This is a genomic window from Nonomuraea sp. NPDC049480, assembly GCF_044465905.1.
Classification (GTDB): Bacteria; Actinomycetota; Actinomycetes; order Streptosporangiales; family Streptosporangiaceae; genus Nonomuraea.
In genome coordinates this window covers 36414-51238 of record NZ_JBITMD010000004.1, presented here as the reverse complement: position 1 = coordinate 51238, position 14825 = coordinate 36414, and the positions used below count along the sequence as shown (strand labels likewise).

General features: G+C 70.4%; 14 protein-coding genes. 7 read left to right on the top strand and 7 right to left on the bottom strand.

What is annotated here, in order from left to right; translation table 11 throughout:
• Positions 1–48: 48 nt before the first annotated feature.
• Entirely contained in the window at positions 49–1275 is a 1227-nt protein-coding gene (gene frc, locus ACIBX3_RS13455; protein ID WP_397117392.1) for a formyl-CoA transferase, read from the bottom strand.
• An 8-nt stretch (positions 1276–1283) separates the two neighbouring features.
• On the bottom strand, positions 1284–2954 hold the full coding sequence (locus ACIBX3_RS13450) for a thiamine pyrophosphate-binding protein (RefSeq protein ID WP_397116479.1): 1671 nt from the start codon (positions 2952–2954) through the stop codon (positions 1284–1286).
• A gap of 293 nt (positions 2955–3247) precedes the next feature.
• Here ACIBX3_RS13450 and ACIBX3_RS13445 point away from each other — a divergent pair, with 293 nt between their 5' ends.
• From ACIBX3_RS13445 to ACIBX3_RS13425, 5 genes are all read left to right on the top strand, one after another.
• Positions 3248–4225: a 2-dehydropantoate 2-reductase gene (locus ACIBX3_RS13445; RefSeq protein ID WP_397116477.1), complete on the top strand. Its 978-nt coding sequence runs from the start codon at positions 3248–3250 to the stop codon at positions 4223–4225.
• A 203-nt stretch (positions 4226–4428) separates the two neighbouring features.
• On the top strand, positions 4429–5379 hold the full coding sequence (locus ACIBX3_RS13440) for a metal ABC transporter substrate-binding protein (RefSeq protein ID WP_397116475.1): 951 nt from the start codon (positions 4429–4431) through the stop codon (positions 5377–5379).
• Positions 5376–6155, top strand: coding sequence for a metal ABC transporter ATP-binding protein (locus ACIBX3_RS13435; RefSeq protein WP_397116473.1), 780 nt, complete (start codon positions 5376–5378; stop codon positions 6153–6155). The genes ACIBX3_RS13440 and ACIBX3_RS13435 overlap by 4 nt, the downstream gene beginning before the upstream one ends.
• A complete protein-coding gene (locus tag ACIBX3_RS13430) occupies positions 6155–7021 on the top strand; it encodes a metal ABC transporter permease (RefSeq protein ID WP_397117390.1) in 867 nt (288 codons plus the stop codon). Before ACIBX3_RS13435 ends, ACIBX3_RS13430 begins: the two co-directional genes overlap by 1 nt.
• Positions 7018–7410, top strand: coding sequence for a Fur family transcriptional regulator (locus tag ACIBX3_RS13425; protein WP_397116472.1), 393 nt, complete (start codon positions 7018–7020; stop codon positions 7408–7410). Before ACIBX3_RS13430 ends, ACIBX3_RS13425 begins: the two co-directional genes overlap by 4 nt.
• Here ACIBX3_RS13425 and ACIBX3_RS13420 read toward each other — a convergent pair.
• Complete coding sequence (locus ACIBX3_RS13420; RefSeq protein ID WP_397116471.1) at positions 7347–8246, bottom strand: DMT family transporter; 900 nt, start codon at positions 8244–8246, stop codon at positions 7347–7349. The genes ACIBX3_RS13425 and ACIBX3_RS13420 overlap by 64 nt on opposite strands.
• A gap of 113 nt (positions 8247–8359) precedes the next feature.
• Here ACIBX3_RS13420 and ACIBX3_RS13415 point away from each other — a divergent pair, with 113 nt between their 5' ends.
• Positions 8360–8887, top strand: coding sequence for a CGNR zinc finger domain-containing protein (locus tag ACIBX3_RS13415; RefSeq protein WP_397117388.1), 528 nt, complete (start codon positions 8360–8362; stop codon positions 8885–8887).
• Positions 8888–9024: 137 nt separating this feature from the next.
• Here the strand turns inward: ACIBX3_RS13415 and ACIBX3_RS13410 are convergent, their stop codons facing one another.
• The gene (locus ACIBX3_RS13410; protein WP_397116469.1) at positions 9025–9834 is read right to left on the bottom strand and encodes an alpha/beta fold hydrolase; all 810 of its coding nucleotides are present in this window, start codon (positions 9832–9834) and stop codon (positions 9025–9027) included.
• A gap of 132 nt (positions 9835–9966) precedes the next feature.
• Positions 9967–10227 carry a dihydrofolate reductase family protein gene (locus ACIBX3_RS13405; protein WP_397117386.1) on the bottom strand — a complete coding sequence of 87 codons (261 nt, stop codon included), beginning with the start codon at positions 10225–10227 and terminating at the stop codon, positions 9967–9969.
• A 394-nt stretch (positions 10228–10621) separates the two neighbouring features.
• On the opposite strand from ACIBX3_RS13405, the gene ACIBX3_RS13400 reads away from it, so the two are divergent.
• Positions 10622–13165, top strand: a complete 2544-nt coding sequence (locus ACIBX3_RS13400) for an ATP-binding protein (protein WP_397116467.1) — start codon at positions 10622–10624, stop codon at positions 13163–13165.
• Between the two features lie 86 nt (positions 13166–13251).
• On the opposite strand, the gene ACIBX3_RS13395 is transcribed toward ACIBX3_RS13400, so the two are convergent.
• Positions 13252–14025: an isoprenyl transferase gene (locus ACIBX3_RS13395; RefSeq protein WP_397116465.1), complete on the bottom strand. Its 774-nt coding sequence runs from the start codon at positions 14023–14025 to the stop codon at positions 13252–13254.
• On the bottom strand, positions 14022–14756 hold the full coding sequence (gene recO / locus ACIBX3_RS13390; RefSeq protein WP_397116463.1) for a DNA repair protein RecO: 735 nt from the start codon (positions 14754–14756) through the stop codon (positions 14022–14024). The genes ACIBX3_RS13395 and recO overlap by 4 nt, the downstream gene beginning before the upstream one ends.
• Positions 14757–14825 lie beyond the last annotated feature (69 nt).

Sequence of the window (14825 nt, the reverse complement as noted above, 5' to 3'; positions counted from 1 at the left end):
TCCCTGGTTACGCAAGCTGCCGCTGTCGTGCCCTGCTCGCCGCTCCACTTAGATGACTCCGTTCGACTTGAGGTCTTCCAGCTCGTCCGCGCTCACGCCGAGCTCGGTGTAGATCTCGTGGTTGTGCTCGCCGAGCAGCGGCGGGGTGCGGACGTCCACCGGCGAGTCCGACAGCTGCAGCGGGCTGCCCACTGTCACGAACTCGCCGCGCTCGGGGTGGCCGACCTTGACGACGATGCCCTCGTCCTGCAGCGACTCGTCCTCGACCAGCTCCCTGGTGGACAGGATCGGCCCGCACGGGATGTTCTCGGCGTTGAGGCGGTCCAGGACCGTCCACTTGTCGTGGCGGATCGTCCACTCCTCGATGAGCTGGAACATCTTGTCCAGCTTCGGCAGCCGCGCCTCCGGCGTCGCCCACTCGGGGTCCTCCGCCAGTTCGGGGCGGCCGATGATGTTCGAGATCGGCTTCCAGCCGACCGGCTGGACGATGACGTAGATGTAGTCGTTCGGGCCGCCGGGTGCGCAGCGCACCGCCCAGCCCGGCTGACCGCCGCCGCTGGCGTTGCCGGAGCGGGGCACCTCGTCGCCGAACGTCTTGTTCGGGTACTCGCGCAGCGGGCCGTGCGCCAGCCGCTGCTGGTCGCGGAGCTTGACCCGGCACAGGTTGAGCACGGCGTGCTGCATGGCCACCTGCACGCGCTGGCCGCGGCCGGTCTGCTCGCGCTGGTAGAGGGCGGCCAGGATGCCGGCGACCGCGTGGATGCCGGTGCCGGAGTCACCGATCTGCGCGCCGGTCGCCAGCGGCGGGCCCTCCTCGAAGCCGGTGGTGCTCATCGAGCCGCCCATCGCCTGGGCGATCACCTCGTACGCCTTGAACTTGGCGTACCGGCCGGGCCCGAAGCCCTTGATCGAGGCGTAGATGAGGCGGGGGTTGAGCTCCTGCAGGCGCTCCCAGGGGAAACCCATGCGATCGACCGCGCCCGGTCCGAAGTTCTCCACCAGGATGTCGGCGGTCTGCACCAGCTCGGTGAAGATCTGCTTGCCGCGCTCGCTCTTCATGTTGAGGGTGATGCTGCGCTTGTTGCAGTTGAGCATCGTGAAGTAGAGGCTGTCGACGCCGGGCACGTCGCGCAGCTGCTGCCGGGTGATGTCGCCGGTCGGGGCCTCGAGCTTGACCACGTCCGCGCCGAGCCAGGCGAGCAACTGGGTGGCGGACGGGCCGGACTGGACGTGGGTCATGTCGAGGACGCGGACGCCTTCGAGAGCCTTCATCAGATCCGCCCTTACTTGTACATGGTCTGGTTCATGGTTCCGGGGGCGTAGACCTCTGGGTCGACCCAGACGTTGATCAGCGCGGGCTTGCCCGACTCCCGTGCCCGCTCCAGGGCGGGCCGGATCTCGGCCGGGTCGCGCACCTCCTCGCCGTAGCCGCCGAGGAGCTTGGCGAACTCGCCGTAGCGGATGTCGCCCAGCGTGTTGCCGACGCGGGCGCGGTCCTCGCCGTACTTGGCCGCCTGGCCGTACCTGATCTGGTTCATGGACGAGTTGTTGCCGATGACGCCGATGAACGGCAGGTCGAAGCGGACCATGGTCTCGAAGTCCCAGCCGGTCAGGCTGAAGGCGCCGTCGCCGAACAGGCACAGCACCTCCTTGTCGCGCCGCGCCTGCTTGGCGGCCATCGCGAAGGCCATGCCGACGCCGAGCGTGCCGAGCGGTCCCGGGTCCATCCAGTGGCCGGGCGACTTGGGCTGGACGACCTGGCCGGAGAAGGTGACGATGTCGCCGCCGTCGCCGATGTAGATCGTGTCCTCGGTGAGGAACTCGTTGATCTCGTGGACGAGGCGGTACGGGTCGATGGGCTGGGCGCCGGACAGCTGGCGGGGCAGCCGCTTCTCGTACGCCTGGGTCTCGACGGCGCGCAACTCGTCCATCCACGCCTTGCGCTTGGCGGCGGCGTCCCCGATGCGGCCGCCGGCGGCCTGGGCGGCGGCGGAGAGGATGAGGCCGGCGTCGCCGACGATCCCCAGGTCGATGTCGCGGTTCTTGCCGACGGTGCGGTAGTCGAGGTCGATCTGCACCACGGTCGCCGTCGGCGAGAGCCGCTTGCCGTACCCCATCCGGAAGTCGAACGGGGTGCCGACGATGATGATCAGGTCGGCCTCGGTGAAGGCGTACCTGCGGCTGAGCTGGAAGTGGTGCGGGTCGCCGGGCGGGAGCGTGCCGCGTCCCGAGCCGTTCATGTACGCGGGGACGTTGAGCGCCCGCACGAAGTCGAGGGCCGCGTCGGTGGCCCGGCAGGTCCAGACCTGGCTGCCGAGCAGGATGCACGGCTTCTCGGCGTGGGCCAGCAGATCGGCCAGCCGCTCGATCGCCTCGGGGTCGCCCTGCTGGCGGGTGGAGGCCCGGTAGTGCCCGGCCTTGGGGATGCGCGCCTTCTCCAGGGGGACCTTCGCGTCGAGCACGTCACGCGGGATCTCCAGGAACGACGGGCCCGGGGCGCCGTGGTAGCACTCGCGGAAGGCCATCGACACGATGTCCGCAATCCGCTCGGTGCTGGGCACCGTGGCGGCGAACTTCGTGATCGGGGTCATCATGTCCACGTGCGGCAGGTCCTGGAGTGAGCCCATCTTGTGCTGGCTCAGCGCGCCCTGGCCGCCGATGAGCAGCATCGGGCTCTCCGCGCGGAACGCGTTCGCCACGCCGGTCACCGCGTCCGTCGTGCCGGGTCCGGCGGTGACGACCGCGCAACCGGGCTTGCCGGTGATGCGGGCGTACCCGTCGGCGGCGTGCGCGGCCACCTGTTCATGGCGTACGTCGATGACCTCGATGCCCTCATCGACGCAGCCGTCGTAGATATCGATGATGTGGCCGCCACAAAGCGTGTAGATCACATCGACGCCCTCGGCCTTGAGTGCCTTGGCTACGAGATGACCACCAGAGATCGTTTCCGACATTGTGCCACCCTTTCCCGGCGACGGTCTTCCGCATACTGCATACCGTATGAAGGCAATGGTTACTCCGTAGCGAACGGCCTGTCTAGCCCCCCAGGGGCAACTCGATCAGCTCGACCCGCGCGGTACCCCATGACATTGCTTCCACCACTGGTCCATGCCGCACAACGGCCCAGCACACTCCTTGACCACTGTTTTTCCATACTGTATACCGAATACACGATGGCCCGCGTGCACCGGGCCATCGCAGGTTGCGGATCCCGCACCTACAACCCGACGCGAGAACGGAGCGCAGCATGAAAGTCGCTGTTCTTGGCGCCGGCGCCATCGGCGCATACGTGGGGGCCGCCCTCCACCGGGCGGGAGTCGAGGTGCACCTCATCGCGAGAGGCGAGCACCTGCAGGCGATGAACCGCACCGGTGTGCGCGTCCTCTCCCCCCGGGGCGACTTCACCGCCCATCCCCATGCCACCGACGACCCCACCCAGGTCGGGCCGGTGGACCACGTCTTCCTGGGCCTCAAGGCGAACAGCTACGCCTCGGCGGGCTCCATGATCAGGCCGCTCCTGCACGAGTCCACGAGCATCATCGCCGCGCAGAACGGCATCCCGTGGTGGTACTTCCACGGGCTCAAGGGCCCCTACGAGGGCTACCGCATCGAGAGCGTCGACCCGGGCGGCGCGGTGACCGCCGCGTTGCCGCTGCACCGGGCCATCGGCTGCGTCGTGTACGCGGCCACCGAGATCGAGAGTCCAGGCGTGATCCGCCATCTGGAGGGCACCCGCTTCTCCATAGGCGAGCCGAGCGGCGAGCCGTCCGAGCGGTGCCTGTCCTTCAGCCGGGCCGCCGTAGAGGGCGGACTGAAGTGCCCCGTCGAGCGCGACCTGCGCCGCGACGTGTGGATCAAACTCATGGGAAACATCGCCTTCAACCCGATCAGCGCGCTGGCCAGGGCGACGATGGCCGGGATCTGCCGCCATGACGGCGCGCGCGAGCTGGTCGTGGCGATGATGCGGGAGACGGTGGACGTGGCCAGGCGGGTGGGCTGCGATCCGGGGATCTCCATCGAGCGCCGGCTGCGGGGCGCGGAGAAGGCGGGCGAGCACAAGACGTCCACACTCCAGGACCTGGAGAAGGGCAAGCCGCTGGAACTGGACGTGCTGCTGGCGGCGGTGGTCGAGCTGGCCGACCTCACCGGCGCCGAGGTCCCGACGCTGCGTGCGATCCACGCGGTGAGCGACCTGCTCAATGAGAACGTTGTCCGCGCGGTCTAGCGAATACCGTAGATTGTATACAGAATGGAGTCTAGTCGAAAACGTCACCTCGAGCGTCGGCAATGGCTCCGCCGGCGCACGTCCACCGGGGTGATGAGCGGGATGCCGTGCGGCGTCGCCTAGCCCCCGGCGCCGTCCGGCATCCCCATGCTCATCTTCCCGGATTTTGACAACCATTTTCATTTTGGCGCATACTGACTCACATGATGTCAGGATTTTCCCGGCCGTCCGCTGCTGGTTTGCTGGCTGCGGCGGCCCTGCTCGCCACCGCCGCCTGCGGGTCCGGCGCGGCTCAGACCACCACCTCCTCCACCACGACGACGTCCAGCGCCAAGCCTGAGGTGGTCGCCGCCTTCTATCCGCTCCAGTGGCTGACCGAGCAGGTCGGGGGGTCCGACGCCCAGATCACCACGCTGACCGCGCCCGGCGTCGAGCCGCATGACCTGGAGCTGGGCATCAAGCAGGTGAGCGACATCCAGAGCGCCGCGCTCACCGTCTACATCAAGGGCGTCCAGCCGGCCGTGGACGACGCGGTGGCCCAGGACAAGGGCTTCGACGCCGCCACCGCCGTCACCACCCTGCCCGCCGGCGAGCACGCCGAGGAGGAAGAGGGGCACGAGGAGGAGCACGGGCACGAGGAGATCTCGTACGACCCGCACATCTGGCTCGACCCCTCCCGCCTGGCCACCGTCGCCACCAAGCTGGGCGAGCGCCTGGCCACGGTGGACGCCGCCCACGCGCAGGCGTACAAGGACCGCGCCGCCAAGACGGCGGCCGAGCTCGGCACGCTCGACCAGGAGTTCGCCAAGGGCCTGACCACGTGCAAGTCCAAGTCGATCGTCACCGCGCACGAGGCGTTCGGCTACCTGGCCGACCGCTACAAGCTCAAGCAGGTCGGCATCACGCTCGACCCCGAGACCGAGCCGTCGCCCGCGCGCCTGTCCGAGGTGGCCAAGCTGGCCAAGGCCGAGGGCGTGACCACGATCTTCACCGAGGCCCTGGTCAGCCCGAAGGTGGCTGAGGTGCTCGCGAGCCAGGTCGGCGCCAAGACCGCCGTGCTCGACCCGCTGGAGGGCAAGCCCTCGGGCGATTACCTGTCCGCCATGCGCGATAACCTCAAAACCCTACAAACAGCACTGGGGTGTACGGCATGAGCGAAACGGCCTTCGCGATGGCAGACGGCCAGGTCTCCTATGACGGCAAGCCCGTCCTCAACGGGATCGACCTGACCATCTGTCCCGGGGAGGTCGTGGCCCTTCTGGGCGCCAACGGCTCGGGCAAGTCGACGCTCGTACGCGCGCTGCTCGGCCTCACGCCGCTGAGCGGCGGCAGGACTCTGATCTACGGCTCACCACCCGGCAGGTTCCGCGACTGGTGGCGCATCGGGTACGTCCCGCAGCGGCTCCAGGTCGGCGGCGGCGTGCCCGCCACCGTACGGGAGGTCGTGGCCTCGGGCCGCATCGCCAGGCAGCGCCGGCTCCGCCGGACCGACGCGGCCGACAAGACGGCCGTGGCCGAGGCGCTGGAGGCCGTCGGGCTGACCGGACGCGCGAACGACCCCGTCCAGTCGCTGTCCGGCGGCCAGCAACAGCGCGTGCTCATCGCCCGCGCGCTGGCCGGGGAGCCGGACACGTACGTGATGGACGAGCCGACCGCCGGCGTTGACGCCGAGACCCAGCGGCTGCTCGCGGACACGCTGGCCGGGCTGGTGCTCGGCGGCAAGACGGTGGTGCTGGTCGCGCACGAGCTGGGCCCGCTGGAGCCGATCATCACGCGCGGCGTCGTGATCCGCGAGGGCCGCGTCGCGCACGACGGCCGGCCGCCGCGGCCGGAGGGGGACTGCGCGTTGCCCGGGCACGATCACCAGCACCGGCACGCCGTGGAGCCGGTGGCGGGTCCGCTCACCGGGTGGCAGGGGGAACCAAGGTGATCTTCGAGCTTCTGCAGGAACAGCTCTTCCAGCTCGCGCTCGTCGCGGCGCTGCTGGTGGGGTTGTGCGCGCCCGCCGTGGGGACGTTCATCGTCCAGCGCCGGCTGGCGCTGCTCGGCGACGGCATCGGCCACGTGGCGCTGACCGGCGTGGCGCTGGGCTTCCTGACCGGCTCGGCGCCGGTACTGACCGCCGTGCTCGTGGCCGTCGCCGGGGCCGTGGCCATCGAACTGGTCAGGGCGCGCGGGCGGACCAGCGGCGACGTGGCGCTGGCGCTGCTGTTCTACGGGGGCATCGCGGGCGGTGTCATGCTCATGGCCATCGCGCCGGGCGGCAGCAACGCCAAGCTCAACTCGTACCTTTTCGGCGCCATCGCCAGCGTCACACCCGAGGACATCTGGGTCATCGCCGCACTGGCCGTCGCCGTGATCGGGGTGGTCGTGATCTTCGGCAGGGAGCTGTTCGTGCTCTGCCAGGACGAGGAGATGGCCAGGGCCAGCGGGCTGCCGGTGCGCTTCCTCAGCCTGCTGATCGCCGTCACCGCCGCGCTCACCGTCGTCATCGCCATGCGCGTGGTCGGGCTGCTGCTCGTCAGCGCGCTGATGGTGATCCCCGTGGCCACCAGTCAGCAGCTGACCCGCGGGTTCCGTACGACGATGCTGCTGGCCATGCTGTTCGGCGTGCTCGCCTCGGTGGGCGGGCTGCTGGCCTCCACCGTGTCGGCCAAGGTTCCTCCGGGCGCCGCGATCGTGCTCCTTGCCCTCGCCGGCTTCGTCCTGGCCCTCGGTGTCGGTAAATTCGTACGGCGAGGCCGTACCGAGGAGTCGAGAGTGAATCCAAGAATGCGCGTCGAGGAGGTCGCATGACGACGAGACGCAATGCCGTGCACGACACCCTCCGCAAGAGCGAGGGATTCCGCAGCGCGCAGGACGTCTATGCCGAGTTGCGCCTGCACGGCGCCAAGATCGGCCTGACCACGGTCTACCGCGCCCTGCAGGCGCTGGCCGACAAGGGCGAGGTCGACGTGCTCCGCACCGACGAGGGCGAGTCCGTCTACCGGGCGTGCGCCACCGAAGCCCATCACCACCACCTGGTGTGCCGCCGCTGCGGGCGCACCGTCGAGGTGGCCGGGCCCGCGGTCGAGCGCTGGGCCGAGGCGGTCGGCAGCGAGCACGGGTTCACCGAGATCACTCACACGGTCGAGGTCTTCGGCACCTGCTCGTCGTGCTCGTCGGCGCCGGCCAAGGCGGGCTGAGAGCGGCGCGAGCCGTAGAGCACGCCGACCACGATCACCACGCATCCGGCGAGCTGCAGCGGTGACGGCCGCTCGCCGAGCGCCAGCGCGGACAGCGCCACGGTGGTCATGGGCTGGATGAGCAGCAGCAGCGCGGTGAGCGCGGCCGGTTGCCTGGGCAGTGAGAATGTGATCAGCGACCACCCCAGCACCTGCGGCCCCAGGGCGAGCAGGAGCAGCCACCCGTGCGCCGGCCAGCTCGGCAGGAGGTCGGCGCCGCCGAACAGCGGGCTGAGCAGCGCGATCGTCACGGTGGCGACGACGGTCGCGTGCGCGAGCGGCCCGGCGGCGCGGCCGGACCCGCCCTTCATCAGCAGCAGGAAAGCGGCGTAGGAGACGGATGTGGCGATCCCGGCGAGCACCCCCATCGCGGGATCGCGCCCGTACGCCGCGCTGTCGAACACCCCGGAGATCAGCACCACGCCGCCGAACACCACCGGCGCCGCCACCATCAGCGGCGTGGACGGCCGCTCCCTGAACAGCGCCCAGGCGGCGAACGCCACGATGAACACCTGCAGGTTCCCCAGCACCGTGGCCAGCCCCGCGCCCACGTAGTCGATGGCGTGATGCCAGAACAGCAGGTCGAGCGCGAACACCACCCCCGCCGGCCAGGCGAACAGAAGTGCCCTGGGCGGCAAGGGCCCGAGCCTGCGCCGCTCCAGCCACGCCATGACCAGCATGGGCGGCACGGCGTACGCACAGCGGAACAAAGCGGACGTGGCAGGCGATACACCGGAGAGCCGAACAAGGGGCGCGGAGGTGGAGATGACGAGCGCACCAACGATCGCGATCAGCACAATACGGCGATGTGCACTCACAGAAACCCCCGCATGCCCAAGTAGGAGATACAGTTCGACCACGCTAGAACCCGGCGCGGACAGGAGTCAACATGCCGTTTGGCCATGACATGGTGCATTCTTTGGCCACTGTTGTCGAGCTGGTCAACACCTCGCCCTCCACCGGCGGGGACGAGGGCCTGGCCGGCCTGGCCGAACTGCAGGCGTTCGTGGAGTCCCGCCAGGTCAGCGGCGTGGGCAGGCTCACCGCCCGCGACCTGGGCCAGGTCCGGATGGTGCGGGAGGCGTTCCACCGCGTATTCACGGCATCCGACCAGCCGACCGCCGTACGCACCCTCAACGCCCTGCTGGCCGAGACCCGCATCACCCCGCGCCTGACGGAACACGACGGGCATCCCCTGCACGTGCACTACTTCGCGGCGGACGCGTCGCTGGCCGAGCACGTGGCCGCCGACTGCGGGGTGGCGCTGGCGCATCTGCTGGTGGAGGGCGAGGCCGAGCGGTTGCGTACGTGCTCGGCGCCGGACTGCGAGCGCGTCTTCGTGGACGAGTCCCGCAACCGGTCGCGGGTGTACTGCGACAGCCGCACGTGCGGGAACCGCATGCACGTGGCCGCCTACCGCGCCCGCCGTCGCGCCTAGCGGGCGCCCCCGCCTCCCCCGGGCGCTGGACGCCCATCGGCGTGCAGTGGACGAACGTGGCCATGACCAGTTCCTCGCCTGTCCAGACGAACCATGTCGGCATCACGCGAGGCCGGCTTCCGGCGGGCGCCGTGGTGTCAGGGGGTGCCCCGGTCCTGGAAGAACTCGGTCAGGACCGGGGCGAGCTCCTTGTCCGGAACGCCGTGCCATCCGCCCGGCAGGCTGCGGCCGGTTCCGTTGGGGAGGGCCGCGACCAGCGCCGCCGTACCCTCTGTCAGGTCGTCGGAGCTGCCCTGGCTGTCGAGGACCAAGGTGGGTGTGCGTACCGATCTGAGCAGTTCGTACGTCGTCGCGTTGGAGATCTCGCAGTCGTAGACGAGAGTGTGGGCGACGGCTTCGAGTCCCGGCATCGGCTCGGTGAGCATCTCGGGTGGCATGCCGATGGCGGTCAGGAAACGCTTGACCGTGGCGGCACGGGCACCCGAGGACACGAGGGCGGCGATCTCGGCGGTGAAGGCGGTGTCCGGCGGCTCGTCCTCGGCGCGTACCGGCGGCTCGAAGAGGGCGAGTCTCTCGATGGGGAGTCCGGCGGCCGCGGCGTGGAGGGCGAGGAGGGCGCCGGAAGAGTAGCCGTACACCAGGGCTGATCCGCCTGCCGCGGAGATCACGGCGGCCAGGTCCTCGACCTCGCGCCGCACCGCGTACGGCGGGGTGTCGCCGCTCTTGCCGCGACCGCGGCGGTCGTAGGTGTGGACGGTGAACCGCTCAGCCAATTCGGCCCCGAGGCCCCGGATGTTGTCGAATCCGGAGTAGCCGCCCGCGGGGTCGATCATGACCAGGGCCGGTCCGCTGCCGGATCGTTCGAAGGCGATCTCCGTGCCGTCGGCGGATCGGACTGTTCTCCGGGCTTCCTGCATGATCTTCTCCTCGACGCGAGGCATGGGCATCGTCGAAGAAGAGACTCCGGCGGGACGCGGAATTCGTCGGCCCGGGGCCGCCTGTTCTCGCGGTCACGGGTAATGCGACGTCCGGGCCGGCGAGACCCCGCGCCGGTGTGGGGGCGGTTGATGGCCGCAGGGTCAGCGAGGGGCGTACGTGAGGCCGAGGACGCCGTTCTCCAGTCGGTCGACGTCGACGAGCTTCAGGAACGTGCTGTCGATGCCGTCATAGAGGCGGCCGCCGCTGCCCGCGATCACCGGGACCAGCCAGAACAGGTATTCGTCCACCAGCCGGTGCTTGAGCAGGGTGCGGCTGAGCGTGCCGCCGGTGCCGACCTTCAGGATGTTCCCGCCGGGCCGCTCCTTCAGCTTGGTGACCTCCTCCACGACGTCGCCCTCGATGAGGGTGGCGTTCCAGGTGGTCTCCTTCAGCGTGGTGGAGGAGACGTGCTTCGGGATGGTGTTTTCTGCGGGGTGCTGATCTGGCCGTCCAGCGTCACCACACCCTGCTCGATGATCTTCCTCATGATTCCGTTCCTCTCGATGCGTATCTCCGCTTCTGCCCACGCGTCGATCGGACTGGAATGGATTCGACACGGAAGCGCAGAATATTTCTGCATACGTTGGGTGACGTATGCCGGCGTTCGCCGAGCGGTGGATGCGGGCGAAGACCGGACCCGCGAGAGTGGTCCGCAGGCGCACAGGGTCCTGGTCGAGGCACGCATCAGATTCGCGGCCACCGCGGGACCGAGCCAGGCCAGTAAGGGGACATGATCGAACAGACGCCGGAGGAGACATGAGACGGGGGAACGGAGACGGCCGGCCGACGGGGGGCGACGAGCCTACGCTGGGCAGGCTGCTACGGGGCTGGCGGGAGCGGGCGTTACTCACGCAGGAGCAGCTGGCCCACCGCGCCGGACTCAACGTGCGGACCATTCGCCGGCTGGAGGGGGACGCCCTGCGGCGGCCGCGCAGCGCATCGGTACGTCTCCTGGGCGAGGCACTGGGGCTGGACGACGAGGACCAAGCGACGCTGGCCGCCGTCGCCCGCGGCAGCGCACCGGCCGATCCGGCGCGGAGCCCGGCTGCGCCTGGGATCGTTCCGCGGCAGCTGCCCGCAGACGTGGCCGAGTTCACCGGCCGGGTGTACGAGCTGGCCGCGCTCGACGACGACAGCGCGGATCCACATGCGCATGCCGAGACGGTGTCACGGGTGCGTGCCATCGACGGGATGGCCGGGGTCGGGAAGACGGCGCTGGCCGTGCACGCGGCCCACCGCCTGGCCGCACGCTTCCCGGACGGGCAGCTCTTCGTCGACCTGCACGGCCACACCCAGGGCACGGCTCCGGTGGAGCCGGACGCCGCGCTCGACCGCATGCTGCGCGCCCTGGGCGTTCCCGGCGACCAGATCCCCCGCACCCTGGACGACCGCGCCGCGTTCTACCGCACGCTGCTGGCCGGCCGGAGGGTCCTGATCGTGCTGGACGACGCGGCCGACGAGGCGCAGGTACGGCCGCTGCTGCCCGGCAGCCGGGGATGCCAGGTGCTGATCACCAGCCGGCGTCGCCTGGCGGGACTGGACGGCGCCACCACGATATCGCTGGACGTCCTGCCCGTGGAGAACGCGGTCGCCCTGCTGACCCAAACCGCGGGAACGGATCGCGTGGCGGGCACGCCGGCGAGCCTGCTGGCCGACGCCGTCCTGCGGTGCGGGCTGCTGCCCCTGGCCATCCGCATCGCCGCCGCCCGGTTGCGCTCCCATCCCAGCTGGAGCGTGGCGCATCTGCTCGGCAGGCTGCGCGAGCACAACAGGCGGCTGGCCGAGCTGGAGGCCGGGCAGCGCAGCGTCACCGCGGCCCTCGACCTGTCCTACCGTGAGCTCGACGGCGGGCTGAAGCACGCGTACCGGCTGCTGAGCCTGCACGTCGGGACCGACTTCGCCGCCGACACGGCGGCCGCCCTCCTCGACACGACCGCGGCGCGGGCCGGGCGGCTGCTGGAGCGGCTGGTCGAGGTGCACCTGCTGCAGGAGTCCGCCCCGGGCCGCTACCGTTTCCACGACCTGGTCCGCGATCACGCCGCAGGCCTGGCGGCCGACTCTGCCGGAGACCGCGGCGCGCCGTCCCGGCTCCTGGACCACTACGGCAAGGCGGCGACCGCGGCCATGGGCGCGCTCTACCCGTACGAGTTCGGCATCCAGGAGCCTCCCACGAGGAGCGATCAGGCCGCCGCCTGGCTGGAGGCCGAGCTGGACAACCTGCTCACCGCCGCCCGGTACGCCGCCGATCACGCCCTCGTCGACCACGCCCTCGGGCTGCCGGCCACCTTGCACTTCCATCTGCGCATGCAGGGCCGATACTCCGACGCGGAAGCGCTCCGCTCGCGGGCGCTCGGCATCGCCCGCACCGCCGGGAGCCGTACCGGCGAGATGAACGCCCTGCTGGGCAGGGGTGAGATCCGCCGCCTGCAGGGTCGCTACGAGCCGGCCGTCGACGACATCACGCAGGCGCTGGCGATCGCCCGCGCCCTCGGCGAGCGGGTGGCCGAACTGCGCGCCCTGGTGGGGCTCGGCATGGTGCACGCCATGCAGGGGCGCTTCGACCAGGCCGGCGACCACCTCGGGCAGGCGTTGGAGATCGCCCGCGCCGCCGGGCACCGCATGGGCGAACTGGACGCGCTGACCGGGCTCAGCATGGTCGAGCGGATGCGAGGACACTACCGGCGCTCCGCCGAACACTCCGGCCAGGCGCTGGCCATCGCCAGAGCCCTCGGCCATCGCACGGGCGAGCTCAGGTCGCTGAACGGGCTGGCCCAGGTGCACCTGGTGCTCGGTCAGACCGAGCAGGCCGCCGGCCATTTCGCGCGGACCCTGGAGATCGCCCGTACCCTCGGCGGCCGCGTCGGCGAGCTCCCGTCGCTGAACGGCCTGGCGGATGTCCAGCGGTTGCAGGGCCGCCACGACCAGGCCGTCGCCATCTATCGGCAGGTCCTCGACATCGCCAGGGAGATCGGCCACCGCAACTGGCAGTACGAGGCGCTCCAGGGCATGGGCCGGCTGTACCACGCCACCGGCCGCCCGCACCGGGCGCTCGGCAGCCATCGTGAGGCGCTCGCCCTGGCGGTGGTCCTCGACCAGCCGGCCGACGAGGCCCGAGCCCACGACGGACTCGCCCACGCCCACGACGCGCTCGGCCAGATCGAGCAGGCCCACCGGCACTGGCACCAGGCCCTGAGCATCCTCATCGGCCTCGGCATCGACACCACCGAGGAGAAGGAGACCAGCGTCGCCGTCATCCGGGCCCGTCTCGACCTCGAGGCCGCGCTCGGCAATCGCGGCTGAGGCGACGCCGGTCATCTACCCGGGCACGGGGCGCCTCGGGACGTTCGGCGACGCGCGGTTCGCCGGGGACGTGGCGGAATTTCCGGCTAGACCTGGTTGGGGATCGCCCCGCCGTAGCGCCTGTCGCGCTTGGCGTAGATCTCGCACGCCTCCCACAGGTCCCTGCGGTCGAAGTCCGGCCACAGCCGGTCCAGGAACACCATCTCGGCGTAGGCCGACTGCCACAGCAGGAAGTTGGAGAAGCGCTGCTCGCCCGACGACCGCACGAACAGGTCCACCTCGGGGATCTCCGGCTCGTCCAGGTAGCGGGCGAACACCTTCTCGTTGACCTTGCCCGGCTTGACCCGGCCGACCGCGATGTCCTGGGCCAGCTTGACCGCCGCATCGACGATCTCGGCCTGGCCGCCGTAGTTGACGCAGAACTGCAACGTCAGCTTGCGGTTGGAGACCGTCATCTCCTCGGCCGTCTGCAGCTCCGAGATCACGCTCTTCCACAGCCGCCCGGGACGGCCGGCCCAGCGCACGCGGACGCCCATGGCGTTGAGCTCGTCGCGCCGCCGCCTGATCACGTCGCGGTTGAAGCCCATGAGGAAGCGCACCTCGTCGGGCGAGCGCTTCCAGTTCTCCGTCGAGAAGGCGTACGCGCTCAGGTAGGGGATGCCCAGCTCCAAGGCTCCCTCGATGACGTCGAACAGCGACGCCTCGCCTGCCTTGTGACCCTCGGTCCGCGGCAGGCCGCGCGCCTTGGCCCAGCGGCCGTTGCCGTCCATGACGATGGCCACGTGCCGGGGAACCAGGTCACGCGGGATCGGCGGCGGCGTCGCGCCGGACGGATGCGGGGACGGAGGTCGTACGTTCACACGGGCTCCCTTTCGACGTGTCGCAGAGAGCGTATGCCGTGTTCGAGATGCCATTGCAGATATGCGGCGACCAGCCCGCTGCACTCGTTGCGATGCCGCGCCTCGGAGGCGTCGGCGACGGCCCAATTACCGCGCAGCAACGCCGTCATGAGCCCGATCGTCTCCCCCGCCGGCACCGCCGCGCCGGCCGGCTTGCACGCCCCGCACACCACGCCCCCGGCCACGATGGCGAACGCCCTGACCGCCGGCGCCTGGCACTTGGCGCACGCCTCCAGCGCGGGCGCGTAGCCGGCCACGGCCAGCGAGCGCAGGAAATAGGCGTCCAGCACCAGCCTGGGCTCGTGCTCGCGGTCGGCGAGCGTGCGCAGCCCGCCCACCAGCAGCAGGAACTGCCGCAGCGCCGGCTCCTTCTCCCCGTGCGTCAGCCGGTCGGCCGTCTCCAGCATCGCGGTGCCGGCGGTGTAGCGGGGATAGTCGGCGGCCAGCGCCTCGCCGTAGGGCCTGATCGTCTCCGCCTGCGTGACGACGTCGAGCGTGCGGCCGGTGTGGAACTGCACGTCGACATGCGTGAACGGCTCCAGCCTGGCCCCGAAGCGCGACGTGGTCCTGCGCACGCCCTTCGCGACGGCCCGGATCTTGCCGGTGCGTTTGGCCAGGACGGTGACGATGCGGTCGGCCTCGCCGAGCTTCTGCGTACGCAGAACTACGCCTTCGTCACGGTAGAGACTCACTCGGACATCTTACGGCCACGTCGTATACCGGGGGGTTCGGCGTTACGGGCATGCTCTGTTGACGCGACT